Source organism: Nocardiopsis sp. CNS-639, from assembly GCF_000381685.1.
In the GTDB taxonomy this organism is placed as follows: domain Bacteria; phylum Actinomycetota; class Actinomycetes; order Streptosporangiales; family Streptosporangiaceae; genus Nocardiopsis; species Nocardiopsis dassonvillei.
In genome coordinates this window covers 1-19,021 of the sequence record NZ_KB906887.1, presented here as the reverse complement: position 1 = coordinate 19,021, position 19,021 = coordinate 1, and the positions used below count along the sequence as shown (strand labels likewise).

19 protein-coding genes are annotated in these 19,021 nt (G+C 73.2%); 6 read left to right on the top strand and 13 right to left on the bottom strand.

The window, feature by feature from the left end; translation table 11 throughout:
* Window positions 1-228: 228 nt before the first annotated feature.
* The gene (locus G011_RS0127930) at window positions 229-1,179 is read right to left on the bottom strand and encodes a LysR family transcriptional regulator (RefSeq protein ID WP_013154928.1); all 951 of its coding nucleotides are present in this window, start codon (window positions 1,177-1,179) and stop codon (window positions 229-231) included.
* Window positions 1,180-1,309: 130 nt separating this feature from the next.
* Between G011_RS0127930 and G011_RS0127925 the strand changes: the two genes are divergently transcribed.
* From G011_RS0127925 to G011_RS0127915, 3 genes are read left to right on the top strand one after another with little or no spacing between them, the layout of a single operon-like run.
* Window positions 1,310-1,966, top strand: a complete 657-nt coding sequence (locus G011_RS0127925) for a succinate dehydrogenase cytochrome b subunit (RefSeq protein WP_071622727.1) — start codon at window positions 1,310-1,312, stop codon at window positions 1,964-1,966.
* A complete protein-coding gene (locus tag G011_RS0127920) occupies window positions 1,967-3,913 on the top strand; it encodes a fumarate reductase/succinate dehydrogenase flavoprotein subunit (protein ID WP_013154926.1) in 1,947 nt (648 codons plus the stop codon).
* Window positions 3,910-4,656 carry a succinate dehydrogenase/fumarate reductase iron-sulfur subunit gene (locus G011_RS0127915; protein ID WP_013154925.1) on the top strand — a complete coding sequence of 249 codons (747 nt, stop codon included), beginning with the start codon at window positions 3,910-3,912 and terminating at the stop codon, window positions 4,654-4,656. Before G011_RS0127920 ends, G011_RS0127915 begins: the two co-directional genes overlap by 4 nt.
* 69 nt (window positions 4,657-4,725) lie before the next feature.
* Here the strand turns inward: G011_RS0127915 and G011_RS0127910 are convergent, their stop codons facing one another.
* The 11 genes from G011_RS0127910 to G011_RS0127860 all read right to left on the bottom strand — a co-directional run bounded on the left by G011_RS0127910 (window position 4,726) and on the right by G011_RS0127860 (window position 11,987).
* On the bottom strand, window positions 4,726-4,926 hold the full coding sequence (locus tag G011_RS0127910; RefSeq protein WP_019611357.1) for a hypothetical protein: 201 nt from the start codon (window positions 4,924-4,926) through the stop codon (window positions 4,726-4,728).
* Between the two features lie 89 nt (window positions 4,927-5,015).
* Entirely contained in the window at window positions 5,016-5,348 is a 333-nt protein-coding gene (locus G011_RS0127905) for a PRC-barrel domain-containing protein (protein ID WP_019611356.1), read from the bottom strand.
* Window positions 5,345-5,734, bottom strand: coding sequence for a hypothetical protein (locus G011_RS0127900; RefSeq protein WP_019611355.1), 390 nt, complete (start codon window positions 5,732-5,734; stop codon window positions 5,345-5,347). The genes G011_RS0127905 and G011_RS0127900 overlap by 4 nt, the downstream gene beginning before the upstream one ends.
* A gap of 1 nt (window position 5,735) precedes the next feature.
* Window positions 5,736-6,965 (bottom strand): NRAMP family divalent metal transporter, encoded by a 1,230-nt coding sequence (locus G011_RS0127895; RefSeq protein ID WP_019611354.1) that lies wholly within the window; start codon window positions 6,963-6,965, stop codon window positions 5,736-5,738.
* Window positions 6,962-7,462 carry a hypothetical protein gene (locus G011_RS0127890; protein WP_019611353.1) on the bottom strand — a complete coding sequence of 167 codons (501 nt, stop codon included), beginning with the start codon at window positions 7,460-7,462 and terminating at the stop codon, window positions 6,962-6,964. The genes G011_RS0127895 and G011_RS0127890 overlap by 4 nt, the downstream gene beginning before the upstream one ends.
* A 244-nt stretch (window positions 7,463-7,706) precedes the next feature.
* Window positions 7,707-8,672: a hypothetical protein gene (locus G011_RS0127885; protein WP_019611352.1), complete on the bottom strand. Its 966-nt coding sequence runs from the start codon at window positions 8,670-8,672 to the stop codon at window positions 7,707-7,709.
* A 215-nt stretch (window positions 8,673-8,887) separates the two neighbouring features.
* On the bottom strand, window positions 8,888-9,526 hold the full coding sequence (locus G011_RS0127880; protein ID WP_019611351.1) for a hypothetical protein: 639 nt from the start codon (window positions 9,524-9,526) through the stop codon (window positions 8,888-8,890).
* Between the two features lie 162 nt (window positions 9,527-9,688).
* Complete coding sequence (locus G011_RS0127875) at window positions 9,689-10,324, bottom strand: GNAT family N-acetyltransferase (protein WP_026338738.1); 636 nt, start codon at window positions 10,322-10,324, stop codon at window positions 9,689-9,691.
* A 51-nt stretch (window positions 10,325-10,375) separates the two neighbouring features.
* The gene (locus G011_RS0127870; protein ID WP_019611349.1) at window positions 10,376-11,128 is read right to left on the bottom strand and encodes a TrmH family RNA methyltransferase; all 753 of its coding nucleotides are present in this window, start codon (window positions 11,126-11,128) and stop codon (window positions 10,376-10,378) included.
* A 36-nt stretch (window positions 11,129-11,164) separates the two neighbouring features.
* Window positions 11,165-11,554 (bottom strand): hypothetical protein, encoded by a 390-nt coding sequence (locus G011_RS0127865; RefSeq protein ID WP_013154917.1) that lies wholly within the window; start codon window positions 11,552-11,554, stop codon window positions 11,165-11,167.
* Window positions 11,555-11,603: 49 nt separating this feature from the next.
* Entirely contained in the window at window positions 11,604-11,987 is a 384-nt protein-coding gene (locus tag G011_RS0127860; protein ID WP_019611348.1) for a DUF3054 domain-containing protein, read from the bottom strand.
* A 275-nt stretch (window positions 11,988-12,262) separates the two neighbouring features.
* Between G011_RS0127860 and G011_RS0127855 the strand changes: the two genes are divergently transcribed.
* Together G011_RS0127855 and G011_RS0127850 are read left to right on the top strand one after the other, a co-directional pair.
* Window positions 12,263-14,191 (top strand): protein kinase domain-containing protein, encoded by a 1,929-nt coding sequence (locus G011_RS0127855; protein ID WP_019611347.1) that lies wholly within the window; start codon window positions 12,263-12,265, stop codon window positions 14,189-14,191.
* A 46-nt stretch (window positions 14,192-14,237) separates the two neighbouring features.
* Window positions 14,238-16,151 (top strand): serine/threonine-protein kinase, encoded by a 1,914-nt coding sequence (locus G011_RS0127850; RefSeq protein ID WP_019611346.1) that lies wholly within the window; start codon window positions 14,238-14,240, stop codon window positions 16,149-16,151.
* A 117-nt stretch (window positions 16,152-16,268) separates the two neighbouring features.
* On the opposite strand, the gene G011_RS0127845 is transcribed toward G011_RS0127850, so the two are convergent.
* The gene (locus G011_RS0127845) at window positions 16,269-18,467 is read right to left on the bottom strand and encodes a S9 family peptidase (protein WP_019611345.1); all 2,199 of its coding nucleotides are present in this window, start codon (window positions 18,465-18,467) and stop codon (window positions 16,269-16,271) included.
* Window positions 18,468-18,587: 120 nt separating this feature from the next.
* Between G011_RS0127845 and G011_RS0127840 the strand changes: the two genes are divergently transcribed.
* Window positions 18,588-19,021, top strand: a 434-nt coding sequence (locus G011_RS0127840) for an RNA-guided endonuclease TnpB family protein (RefSeq protein WP_026338737.1), incomplete at its 3' end; no start/stop codon positions are given.

The window sequence follows — 19,021 nt, the reverse complement described above, 5'->3', positions numbered from 1 at the left end:
GGGGGCCGTGGAGTGTCCGCCGACGGGTTGCCGGGTTCGGGACGGCCGGAAGCGTTACCGGTGCGGCGCCAGCGGTTCCGGCCCCGTGGCGAAGGGGCGCGGGTGCCCTTCTGGGCGAGTTTGTGGGCGAGGCCTCCGGGAGGGGGCCTGACGGGTCAGTCCGTCCCGCTCTCCGGGAGGGGGCTGCCGGGTCAGCCCATCCCGCCCTCCGGGAGCGGGCCCGGCGGGTCAGTCCGCCCCGTCCTCGGGGGAGAGCAGGACCTCCAGGTCCGGGCCCAGGTCCTGCGGCGACATGCCCAGCAGGTAGCCGTTGAGGTGGCGGCGGAACGCCTCCGCCGAGTGCGAGGGCTCCACGTCCCGGCGCCGCGCCAGCGCCACCGTCCGCAGCAGGCGCGGCCGGGCCAGCGGAGTTCCGCGCAGGCTCTGCCGGTTGCGCAGCACCATGCTCGGCACCACCGCCAACCCCATGCCCGCCTCCACGAACCGCAGCACGGCGTCCATCTCCCCGCCCTCCACGGCCAGCTCGGGCTCGAACCCGGACGCCCGGCACGCGCGCAGCGTCGCCTCGCGCACGTCGTAGCCGCGCCGGAACATCACCAGCGGGCGCCCCCGCAGCTCGGTGATGCGGATCGAGGCCCGCCCGTTGGGGGAGGGGCCCGACATCGGGCTCGCCACCACCAGGTTCTCCCGCAGGATCGGCGTCGTGGAGAAGTCGGGGTCGCTGCTGTGCAGCGGCAGGATGATCAGCGCCAGGTCCAGCTCGCCCCGCCCCAGGTCGCGGATGAGGTCGCGCGAGCCGCTCTCCTCCACCTGGAGTTCGATGCCGGGGAAGCGGGTATGGAAGTCGGCGAGCACGTCGGCCAGCAGCCCCGCGCACAGCGACGGGGTCGCGCCCAGCCGCACGCGGCCCCGGCGCACCCCGGCCAGTTCGGCGACCTCGCGCCGGGCCGTCTCCAGGTCGGCGAGCATGCGCTGGGCGAGCGGAAGCAGCGCCTCGCCGGCCGGTGTGAGTGTGATGTTTCCCCGGGCACGACTGAATAACGGCGCACCCAGCTCCTGTTCGAGGCTGCGGATCTGCTTGCTCAGACTGGGCTGTGCGACGCGCGAAAGCTCTGCTGCGCGGGTGAAATGGCGTGTGCGGGCCACCGCGACGAAGTAGGCCAGCTGCTGGAACTGCATGTTCCATAGCCTACGTCTATCGACTCAAGCGTCCTGATGACTTGGACGCCGACTTAACCAGAACTTACAGTGACAGGCTGTGGCGAACAGTACCTTGACCAAGAAGCGGTCTACGGCCTACGGGTCCACGGTGGCGCTCAAGGCAGCGATGGCGATCACCGGGGCGATCCTCGTGCTGTATTTGATCGCGCACATGTACGGCAACCTGAAAGTGTTCTCGGGCCAGGAGGCTTTTGACGGCTACGCCCACAGCCTCCGGGAGCTGGGCTACCCGCTGCTGCCCGAGAGCGGATTCCTGTGGATCTTCCGCATCGTCCTGCTGGCGAGCGTCCTGATCCACATCTACGCGGCGGTGACACTGTGGGCCCGCGCCCGCAGAGCGCGTCCGGCGGCCCAGCGCTACCAGGTGAAGAAGAGGGTGGCCCGCAGTTACGCCTCCTACACCATGCGCTACGGCGGCGTCCTGGTCGCGCTGTTCGTGGTCTTCCACATCCTGCACCTGACCACGAACACCATCGCCCCCGGCGGCGCGTCCGACAGCCCCTACGAGCGGCTCGTGAACGGGTTCCAGCCCGAGTTCTGGTACGTGACCCTGTTCTACATCCTGTCCGTGATCGCCGTGGGCCTGCACCTGCGGCACGGCATCTGGAGCGCCCTGGCCACCCTCGGCGCCAACCAGGCCAGCCGTCAGGGCAAGCTCAACGCGGTCGCCGTGGGTCTGTCGCTGATCGTGACGGTCGGCTTCCTGCTCCCGCCTCTGGCGGTCACCTTTGGACTGGTGAGTTAATTGTCTGACAACGACTTCTACCGCGTCGGCGACCCGATCCGGGACGAGAAGGCCCCCGAGGGCCCGATCAACGAGCGCTGGGACAAGCGGCGCTTCTCGGCCAAGCTGGTCAACCCCGCGAACCGGCGCAAGCTCTCGGTGATCATGGTGGGCACCGGCCTGGCCGGCGCCTCCGCGGCCGCGACCCTGGGCGAGGCGGGCTACAAGGTCACCTCGTTCTGCTACCAGGACAGCCCGCGCCGCGCGCACTCCATCGCGGCCCAGGGCGGCATCAACGCCGCCAAGAACTACCGCAACGACGGCGACAGCATCTACCGGCTGTTCTACGACACCGTCAAGGGCGGCGACTTCCGCTCCCGCGAGTCGAACGTCTACCGCCTGGCCCAGACCAGCGTCGAGATCATCGACCAGTGCGTCGCCCAGGGCGTGCCCTTCGCCCGCGAGTACGGCGGCCTGCTCGACAACCGCTCCTTCGGCGGCGTGCAGGTCTCGCGTACGTTCTACGCGCGCGGCCAGACGGGCCAGCAGCTGCTCATCGGCGCCTACCAGGCCCTGGAGCGCCAGATCGCGGCGGGCAGCGTCAAGATGCACACCCGCCACGAGATGCTGGAAGTCATCGTCGTGGACGGCCGCGCGCGCGGCGTCATCGTCCGCGACATGGTCACCGGTGAGATCGAGACGCACTTCGCCGACGCCGTGGTGCTGGCCACCGGCGGCTACGGCAACGTGTTCTTCCTGTCGACCAACGCGATGGGCTCGAACGTCACCGCGACCTGGCGCGCGCACCGCAAGGGCGCGCTCTTCGCCAACCCGTGCTACACGCAGATCCACCCGACCTGCATCCCGGTCAGCGGCGACTACCAGTCCAAGCTGACCCTGATGAGCGAGTCGCTGCGCAACGACGGCCGCATCTGGGTGCCCAAGGCGCACGGGGACACCCGCGACCCGCGCCAGATCCCGGAGGAGGAGCGCGACTACTACCTGGAGCGCATCTACCCGGCCTTCGGCAACCTGGTGCCGCGCGACATCGCCTCCCGCGCCGCCAAGAACGTCTGCGACGAGGGCCGCGGTGTGGGCCCCGGCGGTCTGGGCGTCTACCTGGACTTCGCCGACGCCATCGCGCGCATGGGGCAGGACGCCGTCGAGGCCAAGTACGGCAACCTGTTCGACATGTACCAGCGCATCACCGGCGAGAACCCGTACGAGGTTCCGATGCGCATCTACCCGGCCGTGCACTACACCATGGGCGGTCTGTGGGTCGACTACGACCTCCAGAGCTCCATCCCGGGCCTGTTCGTGACCGGTGAGGCCAACTTCTCCGACCACGGCGCCAACCGCCTGGGCGCGAGCGCGCTGATGCAGGGGCTGGCGGACGGCTACTTCGTCCTGCCCAACACCATCAACGACTACCTGTCGTCGGGCCCGTTCGAGGCCCTCGACGAGTCGCACCCCGAGGCCGTGGCGGCCAAGGAGCAGGTGACCTCCCGCATCGACAAGCTGCTCTCCGTCCAGGGCTCCCGCACCGTCGACTCCTTCCACAAGGAGCTCGGCCACATCATGTGGGAGTACTGCGGCATGGAGCGCAGTGAGGAGGGCCTGACCAAGGCCATCGAGCTCATCCGGGCGCTGCGCGCCGAGTTCTGGCGCGACGTCAAGGTGCTGGGAACCAACGAGGAGTTCAACCAGGCCCTGGAGAAGGCCAACCGCGTGGCCGACTTCCTGGAGCTGGGCGAGCTCATGTGCATCGACGCCCTGCACCGCCGCGAGTCCTGCGGCGGCCACTTCCGCGCCGAGAGCCAGACCGAGGACGGCGAGGCGCTGCGTCACGACGACGAGTTCGCCTACGTGGCCGCCTGGGCGTTCGGCGGCGATGACAGCAAGCCCGTGCTCCACAAGGAAGCCCTGGAGTACGAGTACGTCGAGATGAAGCAGCGGAGCTACAAGTGAACATCACCCTGCGCGTATGGCGTCAGAAGGGGCCGGACGACGAGGGTCGGCTGGCCACGTACAAGCTCACCGACGTCTCCCCGGACATGTCGTTCCTGGAGATGCTCGACGTCCTCAACGAGAAGCTCACGCTGGAGAACGAGGACCCGGTCGCCTTCGACCACGACTGCCGTGAGGGCATCTGCGGTGCCTGCGGTGTCGTGATCGACGGTGAGGCGCACGGCCCCGAGCGCACCACGACCTGCCAGCTGCACATGCGCAGCTTCAACGACGGCGACACCATCACGGTGGAGCCGTGGCGGGCCAAGGCGTTCCCGGTCGTCAGGGACCTGGTCGTGGACCGCGGCGCGTTCGACCGCATCATCCAGGCGGGCGGCTACATCAGCGCCCCGACGGGTACCGCGCCCGACGCCCACGCCAACCCGATCCCGAAGCCGGACGCGGACCGCGCGTTCGACGCCGCGACCTGCATCGGCTGCGGCGCGTGCGTGGCGGCCTGCCCGAACGCCTCTAGCATGCTGTTCACCGCCGCGAAGGTCACGCACCTGGGCATGCTCCCGCAGGGACAGCCCGAGCGGGCCTCGCGCGTGGTGAAGATGATCAACCAGCAGGACGAGGAGGACTTCGGCGGCTGCACCAACATCGGTGAGTGCGCCGCGGTCTGCCCGAAGGGCATCCCGCTGGACACGATCTCGCAGCTCAACCGCGATCTGCTGGGCTCGCTCAGCAAGGGCGTCGGCTGACCGCCGTCCCCTGTCGCACCGCACGGGCCGCGCTCCCCCGGGGGCGCGGCCCGTCGCCGTTCGCGGAGGTCACTCCGCCGGACGGCGGGGCGGTTCGGCGTCCTGCTCCACCGTCTTCCGGGACTGCTCCGGGACCCTGTGCGCCTGGCGGCTCGCGACGAAGTCCTCGACGGCGGTGATCACCGCGGCCTCGACGCTGACGCCGTCCCGCTCCGCGACCTCCCTGATCAGGGCATGGAGGCCGTCGTGCATGTGCAGATGCATGTCCATGGCACGAAGGTAGCGGCTGCCGGGTCCGGGCGTGGGGAAAACGCGGAGACCGATGCCTCCGGGCGCGGACGCGGCCCGTCCGCGCGGGCTCAGCCCTCGTGCTCGCGCCAGTGCCGGGGCAGGTCCCCGTACCCGACGCCGATCTCCACGGACTCTCCGTCCAGGCTCCGCACGTCCTCCCAGGCCACGTACCGCTCGTGGCGGCGCATCCAGCCCAGCACCCGGTGCCAGGGGGAGGGCGGCTCCAGCGAGCCCCCGTAGCCGAGGCGGCCCGCGAACGCGCCCCGTCCCAGCACCAGGCCCAGGACGGTGTAGACCTCCCCGTCGCGGCGCACGACCACGTCCTGGACCTCGCTGACCGTCCGGCCGGAGCCGTCCGTGACCCGGCGGCCGAGCAGCTCGCTGAACAGGAACCCGCTCACCGCCCCGCCCCCGGGATCCGGCCGATGACGTTGCGGCTCAGCCACCTCTCCGCCGCGCGGCTCCCCTCGGGCGCGGGAGTGGACAGGCGGGTCGTGGGGGAGAATTCCTCGACGTCGCCCACCGGAATCCGCACGGGCTCGTGCTCGGAGGGCCGTAGCCTCCTCAGCACCGTGCGCCACAGCCTCCCCAGGCGCCCCGAGAGCCTGGGACCCAGGGCGGCGGAGTCGGTGAGCAGCGCCGCCATGGTCGGAGAGGCCCCCTCCTCCCAGGAGAACTCGACGTCGTCCGCCTTGCCCACCGGTTGTCCGTCGCGGTCGACGATCTGTCGGTCCAGCACGGTGAAGCCGATCCGGAACACGGACCCGCGCTCCCGGTCCTTCGGCATCTCACTGCCCCGCTTTCGTGTAGAGCATGAGGGGGACGGCGACGACCGACACCGCGAGCAGCAGGACCAGGTAGACCGAGCCCACGATGTTGGTGAACCGCGAGTTCACCCGGTCGCCCAGGTAGCGGCGGTCGTTGGCGACCACGAAGATCGGCAGGTAGGTGAGCGGCAGCGCCACCGCCGACAGCACGATGCTGTACTCGACCACCTTGACCGGGTCGATCCCGGTGAGGACGAAGAGGGTGCCCGCCACCAGGCCCAGCAGGATGACGGAGTGGAAGAGGGCCGCCCGCACGGGCGGCCGGGTCTTGCCCCAGGGCCAGCCGAAGTACTGGGCCACGCTGTAGCCCGACGCCAGGGCCGACTCCAGCGCGGCGCCGAAGGTGGCCGCGAAGAAGCCCACGACGACCACGACCAGCCCGAGCCTGCCCAGTGCCGCCACCACGGGGAGCGCGACCTGGCCCAGGTCCTCCACGTGGACGTCGGCGGGCATGAGCCAGGCCGCGGCGCAGCCCATGATGGCCAGGGCGAGCAGGCCGCCCACCGGGAAGCCGAAGAAGATGTTGATCCGGGCCGTGGCCAGGTCGCGGGGGGTCCACCGCTCCTCCACCCCGCTGGAGGAGAAGAACAGGACCGAGTAGGGGGTCATCGTCGCGCCGAACAGCGCGATCGCGTAGTAGGACCACACCGACCACTCCTCGTCCGGGGGAGGGGAGGGGCTCGTGGCGCTGGCCGCGAGACCGCCCCAGTCGGGCTCCAGCCGCCACAGGGCGAAGGCGAACACGACCAAGGCCAGGCCGAGCAGCCCGTAGGTCTTCTCCATCCACCCGAACGGCATCCGCCACACGACCACCCAGACCAGGAACCCGGCCACCGGAACCCACAGCAGGTAGTGGACGCTGCTGGCCAGTTCGAGGGCGAGCGCGATACCGCCGATCTGCGCCGACATGGTCAGCAGGGTGATGACGTAGGACGCCAGCAGGTTGGCCAGGCCCGCGCGGGCGCCGAGCCGCTCGCGGACCAGGTCGAAGACGGCCCGGCCGCTGACGGCCGTGACGCGCGCCGCCATCTCGGTGAAGAGCATGATCCCGACGACGCCGAGGGGGATCACCCAGGCCAGGGACATCCCGAAGCGGGAGCCGACCACGGAGGCGGAGACCAGGTCGCCGATGTCCAGGAACCCGCCGACGGCGGTGAGCATGCCCAGGGTGAAGGACAGGAGGATCCTCACCGCAGCTCCTCCTGGAGCTCCGCCAGCGCGTCGGCGGTCCCGCGGAGCGCCTCGGCGGCCCCGGCCACCCCGTCGCGGTCCTCCCGCCCCAGCGCGATGCGCAGGGCGGACAGGCCGTGGACGGCGGCGTCGGACAGGTCCGTCACCTCGTCCCGCAGGCCGTCGCAGCTCGGAGAGGGCGGCTGGAGGGAACCGAAGGTGTCGGTGAGGGACCGGGCCGAATCCTCCGCGTCCTTGGCGCTGACCTCCAGGTAGGGCCGGAACGCCCGGTCGTCCTCGGCCAGTTCCGCGACCAGCGTCCCCGTGCGGACGGCCGACAGCAGGTCCCCGGTGGTCTGCCGGGCGTCGTCGAGGTAGGCGTCACCGGTCAGCGCCGGGGCGGTACAGGCCGCTGACGCCAGCGCGAGGGCCGCCGCCAGGGCGGTGGGAGCGCACCGCGAGAGGAGGCCCCCGGACCTGCGGGGACGCCCCGGACGCGGCCATTCGCTACCCGTCATGGCTCAGGACCCTAACCGCGCGGGGTCCGGCGACCGGGCCCATCCGCGGCGTGTCACCCGGGCGTCCGCGGTGTGTCGGCGGGAGTCCGACGCCGGGCTTGATGACGCTGAGTGTCACCCGGGCGTTCGCGGTGTGTCGTCCGGCGGCCGTGCCGCGCCTCGGGGATGCTGCGGCGCGTCGCCCGCCGAGGCGCGCCGGGCCTCGGGAGTGCCGTGCCGCGCCTCGGGGCGGCAGCCGACGCCCTCAGGTCCGGTAGCGCCGCGCGACCGTGTGGAAGGCCTCCTTGGGCTCCCAGGACGACGGGTCGTCCCCGGCCGTGCGCACCACGCCGAACCCGGCCGCGTCCAGGTCGTACACGGGGTCCTCGCTGTGCGGGAAGCCCGGCATGGCGAACGTGAACACGAACGCGCCGTGCACCCCCCGCTCCCGGTACAGCCCCAGCAGCGCGTCCAGGTACCCGGCCTGCACGGCCTCGTTGCGCGCGGTGCCCCGGCGCAGGCGCGGCGGGTCGGCGAACCAGTTCACCGCGAGGAAGGACGCGGCCCCCCGCAGGTCGGCCCCGTCGTGGGCGCCGCAGCCGAACTCGGTGATCACCAGGGGCTTGCCGCAGCCGTCCCGGAGGGCGTCCAGGCGCCGTTCGTAGGCGTCGGCGTCGGTCCCGAACCGGTACAGGTTCACCCCGGCCAGGTCGAAGCCCGACCAGTCCACCTGCTCCCAGGCCCCGGCCCCGTAGGTCACCGGCCCCCCGAAGTGCTCACGGGCCACGTCCAGGGCCGCGGCGAGCAGCGAGGCGAGCCTGCGCCGCATCCTCCGTTCGAAGGGGCGGCGCAGCCACGGGCGGGTCACGAACTGGAGGCGGCCGAGTTCGCTCCGGCCGGGGAGCGGGCCGGGGGAGGTCAGCGAGAACTCGGTGCCGACCATGAGGGTCACGCGGCCGGGGTGCTCCAGGCGCAGTTCCTCGGCCATGCGGGCGGTGGCGGCCAGGTGCTCCAGCCGCTCCGCGAGCGGCGGGTTCTCCGGCTGCGGACGCACCCACACGTCCAGGCCCGCCTCCAGGGCGGCGCGCGCGGCTGCCCGCTGCCGTCCGGTGTCGGCGCCGATCAGCATCACCGAGGTGCAGTGCAGGTCCTCGCGGATGACGCGCATGTCGCGCGCCGCCGCGTCCTCGGAGACGTTGTCGGTGTGGTGGGAGATTCCTCGGATGTCCACGCGCCCATCCTGTCAGGGGGCGCGGGGGATCAGAAGGCCCCGATCCGTCCGGGTTCCGTCCCGGGCCCGTCCCCGGTCGGCCTCCGCGTGCGCCGGGACCCCGGAGGTACCGGACCCCGGAGGCGCAAGGCTCCGGAGACGGCGGGGGCGGCGGACCGCCGGGCTCCGGGAGGCGTCGGAACGCCCGGGGCGGCGGACCGCCGGACGAGCGGACCTCAGAAGGCGGCGGGGCGCAGCATGCAGTAGGTCGAGGGGGCCGCCGGGGGGTGGACCGCCCGCACCACCCGGAAGTCGTAGCCCTCGTAGTAGCCGATGTCCGCCGGGTCCGCCGTCTCCAGGTAGACCGGCACGCCGTCCGCGTCGGCCCGGGCCAGGCCCTCGCGCAGCAGCCGCGCCCCCGTGTCGGTCCCGTCCGTCGCCGGGTCGGCGCCCAGCACGCACAGGTACCAGTGCGGACCCTCCGGCACGGACGCCCTGACCTCGCCGTTGTACCAGGTCAGCTCAGGCAGCCGGGACAGCCCCACCAGGCTGAACCAGTGCGGCAGCGACCGCAGCGGGACCGCGGCTCCCTCCCGACCCGCGCCGGGCGGGGTCCACAGGGCCGCGCCCCGTACCACCGGGACGCGCGCGGGGCCCTCCGGGGACTCCGCCACGGTGGCGTGGCCGCCGGGGACGTGCCCGAACCCGGCCAGCAGCGCGCACGCGCGGAAGTTCTGCGCCATGCGCAGGTCGTCGTCCGGGAAGAGCCACCGGAAGAGCGGGTCGTGGTAGAGGGCGCGGCCCAGAACCCGGGCCACGGCGGGCACGTCGTTCATGGTCGCGGTGCGGACCGGCTGTACCGCTGTGGGGGTCACGGGCGCTGCCTCTTCCCTGGGGCCGGGGTCCCCCTGTGCCTGGGGCTCCGATCACCGCTCATGGTAGGGCGCGCGACCGTCGCGGGTGGGGCGTTTTCCCGGGAAAGGACGGCTCTCCGGGAAGGGACGGACCCCGGGAGGGGGCAGCGGGTTCGCGGGGCCTCAGGAGGGTTCGCGCAGCAGGAAGTAGTTGGTTCCCGCCTCGGGGCTCTGCGCCTCCCGGACCAGCCGGAACCCGAACCGCTCGTAGAAGCCGACGGTCTTGGGGTTGAGCGTCTGGGTGAACACCGGCAGGCCCTGGGAGTCGGCGCGGTCCAGACCCGAGGTGAGCAGCCCGCCGCCGACGCCGGTGCCCACGGCGGCCGGGTCCACGCCCAGCGCCGCCAGGTACAGGTGGGGCTCCTGGGGCGCGGCCAGCTTCCACTCGGCGAACACGCGCACGAACGCGGCCAGCCGGGTACGGCCGATCAGGGGACCCCAGTGCGGCCAGGTGCGCAGCGACACCAGCTGGCCCTCGGGGTTGGCGGTGGGCGGAGCCCACAGCGCCGCGCCGCGCACCACCGGCGCGTCCTCGCTGCCGTCCCTGGTCTCGGCGACCCGTGTGTCACCCGAGGGGACGTAGCCGAAGCCCGCGGTCAGGGCGAAGAAGCGGCGGGTCCGGGCCATCCGCATCTCGTCGTCGGGGAACAACCACCGGAAGAGCGGGTCCTCCTGCGCTGACCTGGCCAGAACGCGCGCGACACCGGCGACGTCGTCGATCGTGGCGGTACGGGAGGCTGCTGTGACGGTTGGACTCATCCCGAAATCTCTCTGATAGGGGCCTTTCGACCATGGTAGATCACGGAACCATCACGACAGTGCCGTGGTGGGTGCCGGGGCGTCCGCGGAGAAGGCGGCCGGGACCGGCTGGTCGAACACGTGGGCCCGCACCCAGGCGTGCATGGCGATCGCGGCCGCGGCCCCGGCGTTGATCGACCGGGTCGAACCGAACTGGGAGATCGACAGCACCGCCCGGCACACCCGCCGCACCTCCTCGGAGAGCCCCGGGCCCTCCTGCCCGAACACCAGCACGGCGTTCCTGGGCAGCGGGTAGGTCTCCAGCGGCACCGAACCCGGCAGGTTGTCCACGCCGAGCAGCGCCAGACCGCGCTCCTCGGCCCACGCCACCAGCGCCTCGGTGTCGGGGTGGTGGTGGACGTGCTGGTAGCGGTCGGTGACCATCGCGCCGCGCTTGTTCCAGCGGCGGCGGCCCACGATGTGCACGGCCGCGCACCCGAACGCGTTGGCGGTGCGCACGACCGAGCCGATGTTGAAGTCGTGCGTCCAGTTCTCCACGGCGACGTGGAAGGGGTGGCGCACGGTGTCGAGGTCGGCGACGATCGCCTCGCGCCGCCAGTACCGGTAGCGGTCCACGACGTTGCGGCGGTCGCCGCCCGCGAGCAGTTCGGGATCGTAGTGGTCGCCCTCGGGCCAGGGGCCCTCCCACGGGCCCACGCCCACCTCGCGCGCCTCGTCCTCGCCGACTCCGTCCGCGGGCTCGCGGGAGGCGGGACCGCGGACGGAGCCGGAGGGAGGGGACTGGGGTGCGGGGTGCTCGTTCATCCGTTCCAGCTTACGAACGCTCCGCGGTGGGACCTCCTACAGGTGGATGTCCCCGTGGAAGTCGCGGCCCTGGAACACGCGCGCCCTGCCGCTGACGTCCCCCTGGATGCTGTTGTGCACGGCTCCGTCGCCCTCCTGGACGAACTCGCGGCGCAGTTCCCCCATCAGCGCGCGCACGGCGGGGTCCTCGCCCTCCGCCCGCTCCAGGTGCGCGGCGACGGCGGCAAGCGCCTCGGGGTCCTCCGGCTCCAGGAGTGCGTCGTCCAGGACCTGCTGGGATTCGGGGTCGGAGCGAAAGCGCGCGAAGACCGCCTTGCGCAGGGACTTGAAGGCGGCGACGGTGCCTTCGGTCGCCGCCTCGGTGATCTTGCCGACCGCGCCGGTGACGACGGCGGCGGCGATGGCGAGGGTGACGGGATCGGCCACGGGGGCTCCTTCGTGAGGGAGGTTGCGTTCCGCGACCCAGTCTTCCCCCTCAGGCGCGGCGCTGTCTCCTCCTCGCGACGAGGAGCGCCACCCCGCGCCAGCCGAGCATGGTCGCGGCGAGGAACAGGGAGGTGACGATGACGAAGCTGGTCGGGGCGCCCTCCCCGAGGAACACGCGCACCGCCATCCCGCCGACCACGGTCACGGCCCACACGAACAGGCCCGTCGGCCAGATCCGGACAGGGGCGGTCCAGGCGCGGGTCACCGCCCAGCCCAGGACGGTCGCGGCGGCGAAGGGCCACGCGGTCCAGGCGATCTCGGCCAGGGCCGTGCCGGTCCCGTGGTCGGTCCTGCCGATCACGACGAAGGCCAGCACGCAGACCAGGTCGGCCAGCAGCGCGGCGAGGGCGCGCGGAGCGGTGGAGGAACGCATACGGCCAGGCTATGCCCGGGCCGCGGGAACGGCCGGGCGGGGCGGGCGCAGCGCCGCGTCGGCGGAGCGCGGATTCCGGTCCCGGCCGCTCCGGCGGCGGTCGGGGAACCGGGGGACCGGGTGGAGCGGACGAGAACCATGACCGTCGCGGCCGTGTCCTAGGTTGGTGATCGCCTACCGCTCCGGCCTCCGGCACTGTTCGTGCCCCCGCGGTCCCATCCGAACCCCCGACAACAGAAGGTCGTCCACGCCACATGAGCGCTGCCCCCTCGCCCATGCACCCCGGTTCCACGCCGCCTCCCCTGCCGCCCGGTGTGCTACCGCTCGCCTCCGACGAGCCCCGGCGCGTCGGCCCCTTCCGGGTGGTGGGCCGGATCGGCTCGGGCGGCATGGGCGTGGTCTACGCGGCGCTGGACGACGCCGACCGGCGGGTGGCGGTCAAGTGCGTGCACCGGGTCTACGCGGGCGACGGTGAGTTCCGGGAGCGCTTCGCCCGGGAGGTCGCCCTGGTGCGTCGGGTGCGCGCGGCCTGCGTGCCCGGCTTCCTGGGCGCCGACACCCGTGCCGAGGTCCCCTGGCTGGCCACCGAGTACGTCCCCGGACCGACCCTGGACGCCCGTGTGCGGGCCCGCGGACCGCTCACCGGAGCGGCCCTCACCGCGTTCGCGCTGGGCGTGGCCGAGGCCCTGACCGCGATCCACGGCGCGGGCGTGGTGCACCGCGACCTCAAGCCCGGCAACGTGATCCTGTCTCCGAGCGGTCCGAGGGTGCTGGACTTCGGTATCGCGCGGACGGTCGACGGCACCGCGCTCACCCGGACCGGCGGTCTGGTCGGCACACCGGGTTGGACCTCCCCGGAGCAGTACGCAGGCGGTGAGGCCACCGACCGCTCCGACATGTTCGCCTGGGGCGGGTTGACGGCCTTCGCCGCCACCGGGCGCAACCCGTTCGGCGCGGGCGGCACCGACACCCTGGTGCCGCGCGTGCTGTCGGAGCCGCCTGATCTGGAGGGCCTTCCCAGGGCCCTGCGCGCACTGGTGGAGCGGGCCCTGGACAAGGACCCCGCGCGGCGGCCGGACGCTGCCGCCGCGCTGCGGGAGACGGCCGCGCTGCTGCGCGCCGCCCCGGGCGGGACGGGGGCCTCCGGTGCGGTGGGTGCCTTCGGGCCGGGCGCTCCCGGGGCCGACGTGTCTCCGGTGGGTGCTCCTGCGGCCGACGTTCCCGGGACCGACGTTCCTCCGGCGGGCGCGCCCACGACCGGTGCCGCTCCGGCGGACGCTTCCGGGGGCGCTGCCACCGGTCCCGGTACGGACCCCGGTGCGGACCTTCCCCGGCTCGTGGCCCGGGCCTGGACCGGCGCCGTCGACCCCGACCACGGCCGGACCGACCTCTGGCGCTTCCACGCCCCGCCCCGGCGCTCCTGGGCGCGCCGCAACCAGCGGCCCCTGGCGCTCGGCGCGGCCGGACTCGCGCTCGCCCTGCTGGCCGGAACGGGGCTGACCGCCCTCTCCAGGGGCGGGGACGAGGGGCCCGCGGCGACCGGCGGCGGCACCTCCGCCCCGGACACCGCCGACGGCGACGGCGCGGGACAGGGCGGCGCGGGGGAGGACGTGCCCGCCGAGTACCGGGACCTGTACGCCACCGGGACCGCGGCCGTGGAGTCCGTCCCCGGCGACAGCGCCCAACTGGTCCGCACGCTCGAACCCGCGGAGGGGGAGGGCGAGGCACTGGACCAGCTGCGGCTGACCCTCACCCGCGGCGAGCGCTTCACCAACTCGATCACCGTCACGGCCACCGCCGAGTACCTCCCCGACTTCGGCGGCCTGAGCGTCCACAACGACGACTTCGCCTGGGTGAGCCAGATCACCCCCGAGCAGGACCACCTCGACTTCTCCCGGCCCGGCAGCAGGGGCGTGCTCGCCGAACTCGACCCGGACAACCCCGTGGCCGAGTTCACCGTGACGATCGTCGGCGCCGTCACCTTCGGCGTCTTCTACTACCTGCCCGCCGAGGCCCTGGACGAGGAGCAGCGGATCGCCCCCGGCTACCCCGGCGGCTTCTGCCACGTGGCACCGAACCCGGGCGACGAGCAGTCCTACCCCGGCTTCACCGACTCGCCGGGGCTCGCCCCGCACGACGCCGCCCTGGTGGACGGCGTCCCCGTCAACAGCTGCGCGTACCAGGAGTCCGACCCGTTCTCCTGAGCCGCGCCCACCGCCTTCGACCCCCGACCCCCAGGAAGGGCCCACGTTGACCACAGCGACCACTCCCGCCTTCGACCGGAAACGGCTTCCCCCCGGCGTGGAACCGCCCACCGGGTCCGACCCCGAGCGCATCGGCGGCTACAGCGTGGTCGGCCGCGTCGGGGCGGGCGGTATGGGGGCCGTCTACGCGGGCCTGGACGCGGGCGGCGGCTGCGCCGCGGTCAAGGTCGTCCACGCCCACTTCGCCGCCGACCCCGACTTCAGGGCCCGGTTCGCCCGAGAGGTGGAGATGGTCAGGCGGGTGCGCGCCGCCTGCGCGCCCGCGTTCCTGGACGCCGACACGCGGGCTGACACGCCGTGGCTGGCCACCGAGTACGTGCCCGGACTGACCCTGCGCCAGCACGTGCGGCGGCACGGACCGCTCTCCGGGGGCGTCCTGCTGGCCCTGGCCGTCGGCCTCGCCGAGGCGCTCACCGCGATCCACGCGGCGGGCGTGGTGCACCGCGACCTCAAGCCCGGCAATGTCATCCTGGCCCCGAGCGGCCCCAAGGTGCTCGACTTCGGGATCGCCCGCGCGGTGGAGGGCACCGCGCTCACCCGCACCGGCGGCCTGTTCGGCACCCCGGGGTGGGTGGCGCCGGAGCAGTACGAGGGGCGGGCCGCCAGCGACCGCTCCGACATGTTCGCCTGGGCGGGCCTGGTCGCCTTCGCCGCCACCGGCCGCGACCCCTTCGGCCGGGAGTCCGCCGAGGTGGTCTCCCACCGGGTCCGCAACGGCGAGCCGGACCTGGACGGGGTGCCGCCCGAACTCCTGGACCCGGTGCGGCGGGCGTTCGACAAGGACCCCGGGCGCAGGCCCACGGCGGCCGAGGTGGTCACCGAGCTCACCTCCGGCTGGAACGCCACCCGGGTCCAGCCGCTCCAGGGCGACCCGGTCACCGAGGTCGTCCCCGGCCTGCTCGCCACCGAGTGGCGGGGCGTGGAGGCTCCCACGCCCCGCCGGGTGCGCCGGTCCGGCCGGGTCCGCCGGTCCGGCCGGACGCCGCTGCTCGCGGCCACCGCGGCCGTCCTGGCCGCCGCGCTGGTCGGAACCTGGCTGGTCGTGCGCCCCCAGGACGGCCAGGAGGCCGCGGGCGGTGGAGCCGCCGACGGGGGAACCGAGACCGGAGACGACACCGGCACCGGCGGGGGCGCGGCGGACACGGGGGAACCCGCCGTGCTGGCCGACCCCGAGAACGCGGAGGCGGTGGTGGGCGAGGCCGTCGAGCTGGCCCTGGGCGCGACGAGCTTCACGGCCTACTCCGCGACGAGGGACGCCGAGATGGGCACGGGGGGCACGACCAGCTACGCCTACACCGAGGACCCCGAACCCAGGTACTTCCAGAGCCTCTACGCGGGACCGGCCACCTACATCACCCTGGAGATCGGAGAGGGGCCCGACGACGTCCTGGCCCGCACGGACTCCAACCTGGTCGGGGTGGTCGAGGGCGCGTACTACCGCCCCACGCCGGAGGAACTGGAGGAGGGGCCCCGGGCGGGCTGGACGACCACCGTGGAGTCCCTCCGGGCCGTCCTCGGCGAGGGGAGCCAGGTCAGCTACCAGGGGGAGTCGGCGCCCCCCGTCACCGACTACCCCGAGGACATGACCGAGGGCATGGACCTGGCCGGGCGCACGGGGCACCACTACACCGGAACCTACGTCGGGGAGGCGGCCCTGGCCCCGGGCCAGCAGGAGGCGGAGCTCACCTTCGACCTGTGGATCGGCGAGGACGGCTACCCGCAGCACTTCCAGACCTACGAGTCCTCGGAGGAGGAGGGCATCAACGGCGCCTTCATGACCGGGCACTCCACGACCGTCGGCTTCTTCCAGTTCAACGGACCCGTGGAGGTCGAGGTCCCCGAGGAGTCGGAGATCGCCGCCAGCCGCGAGGAGGCGGCCCCGCAGACCGGGACCGGCTGAGCGCCGCCCCGCACGCGGGCGCCCGTGAGGACCCCGGGAGGGGTTCCGGGGGCGGCAGCGCCGCCGAACCCGCCCGGGTGCCGCGCCCTCGCGCGCGGCACCGGGGTGGGACGGGCGCTACCCCTCGCCGCGCAGGTTCTCCTTGAGGAACTCCACCTGGAGCAGCATCAGGTTCTCCGCGACCGTCGGGTCCGAGGGCGAGTGCGTCACCCCCGACAGCGGCAGCACCGTGTGCGGGCGCCCCGCCGCCATCAGCGCCGACGACATCCGCTGCGTGTGCGCGAAGGCCACGTTGTCGTCCGCCAGTCCGTGGATCATCATCAGCGGGCGCTCCAGCTTGGCCGCCTCCGCCAGGAGCGAGCTGCGCCCGTAGGCCTCCGGCTCGCCCCCGGGGGTGCCCAGGTAGCGCTCGGTGTAGTGGGTGTCGTACAGCTCCCAGTCGATGACCGGCGCGCCCGCCACCGCCGCGTGGAACACGTCCGGGCGGCGCAGCACCGCCAGCGCCGCCAGGTAGCCGCCGAACGACCAGCCGTGGATGCCCACCCGCGACACGTCCAGGAAGTCGAACCGCTCCGCCGCGTCCTCCAGCGCCGCCACCTGGTCCTCCAGGACCGGTGCGGCCAGGTCGAGGTGGACGCTCTGCTCCCACTCCACCCCGAGGCCCGGGGTGCCCCGGCCGTCCGCGATCAGCACCGCGAACCCCTGTTCGGCGTACCACTGGGCGGTCAGGTACGCCCCGCGCGCGTTGAGCACCCGCTGGGCGTGCGGGCCGCCGTAGGGCGCCATCAGCACCGGCAGCGGACGCAGCCCCTCCCGGTACCAGGACGGCAGCACCAGGGCGCTCGGGATCCGGCGCTCACCGGCGCGCCAGAACTCCACGCGCGGCTCCGGCAGGTCCGGGGCCTCGGCCAGGCTCTCGATCTCCGAGCAGGACCGGCGCGTCTCGGTACCGGCGCCGCGCAGCACCACCGTGTGCGCGCCCGGGAAGTCCATCGACCGGTGCTGCACCACCAGCGTGTCACCGCGCAGCCGCCCCGAGCGCAGACCGCTGTGCGCGCCCGAGTCCGCGGACCTGCTGCACCCGTGCCCGGGCACCTCCACCGGCGCGGCCAGACCCGTGCCCAGCTCGACCAGCCACAGCGACACGTCCCCGGGGCTCCCGGCGGGCGACCCCGAGTACAGGAGCCGGTCGCCGTCCACGTCCACCACCCCGCGCACGTACACGTCCGGGGGGCTGACCGGGGTGTCGCCGACGTAGACCCGGCGCTCGCCCCCGGCCTCGCGGCCGATCCACACCAGGTCGCCCGCACCGGTGAAGGCGGGCACGCCCGGCATCAGCTCGACCCACACGCCGTCGGACTCGGTGCGCGACTCCACCACCAGGCCGGTCGCGGGATCGGCGCTGAACAGGGTCAGCGTGCGCTGGTCGCGGCTCTGCGCGGTGAACACCACGGTCGGTGTGCCGTCCGGCCCGGTCGTCCACCCGACCGTGGCCAGGTAGGGCAGGGCCTCGCGGTCCCACTCGACCCAGACCGGTTCGGGCCGCCCGTCCCCGCGCGGACCGACCCGGAACACGGCCAGGCGAACGTCGGCGTTGGCGCCGCCCGCGGGCGGGTAGCGCAGGGCCGTCGGCTCCTGGGCGGGGTTGCCGGGGTCGGAGACGTACCAGGTGTTCACCCCGGACTCGTCCACGCGCGCGACGGCGAGCGCGGAGCCGTCCGGAGCCCACCAGAAGCCCCGGTAGCGTCCCATCTCCTCGGCGGCCACCAGCTCGGCCAGGCCCCACGTGACGTCGGGGCCGTCCGGTTCGACCACCGGGCGGTCGCCGTGGTCCGGTTCGGCGGCGGCGATGTCCAGGACGCGCACCGCGCCGCCGCTGACGTAGGCGACCCGGTCACCCGCCGGGCTGATGCGCGGGTCCACGACGGGGGTGGCGGCGGGCAGTTCGCGCGGAGCGGTGTCGTCGCCGACCAGGTCGACGTAGAACAGCCGTCCGGACAGGGCGAACACCGCGCGGGTGAACGCCTCGTCCACCGAGTACGACACGATCCCGCCGCCGCTCTCGCGCAGCCGCTCGCGGCGGGCCCGCTCCTCGGGCGGAAGGTTCTCGTCGTCGGCGCCCAGGGAGCGGGGGTCGGCGACCACCGTGTCCGTTCCCGTCCCTTCCGTGTCGTGCACCCACAGGCAGGTGGCCTTGTCCACCCCGTCGCGCCCCCGGAGGAAGGCGACGCGCCGTCCGTCCGGCGAGATCTGGAACGCGCGGGGGACACCGATCGAGAAGCGCTGCGTGCGGGCCTGTTGGCGAGGAAAGCTCATCTGTTTGTTGGGCGTGGACACCCCGTCCTTCAGGGCGGGGAGGAAACGCCCTCTCCCTTCTCGTGACTTTCTGTTGGGTTTGGCTCACGCGATCGCAGGGCGGTCGCTACGGTGTGTGCCATGGCCAGGAAGAGCGTGAAGCGGGCCTATCGGTACCGCTTCTACCCGAGCGATGCGCAGGCGGCTGAGCTGTCGCGCACGTTCGGGTGCGTGCGCCTGGTCTACAACAAAGCCTTGGCCGAACGCACCGCCGCCTGGCACCAGCGCCGGGAGCGGGTGGGCTACTCCCACACCTCGGCCATGCTCACCGCCTGGAAGAGGACCGAGGAGCTGTCCTTCCTCACCGAGGTCTCGTCCGTCCCGCTCCAGCAGACGCTGCGCCACCTGCACACCGCCTTTCGCAACTTCTTCGACCGGCGTGCGCAGTACCCGCGGTTCAAGTCGAAGAAGACGTCGCGCGCCAGCGCGGAGTACACCCGGTCCGCCTTTCACTACCGCGACGGGCAGCTGACCCTGGCCAAGATGACCGAACCCCTGGACATCGTGTGGTCGCG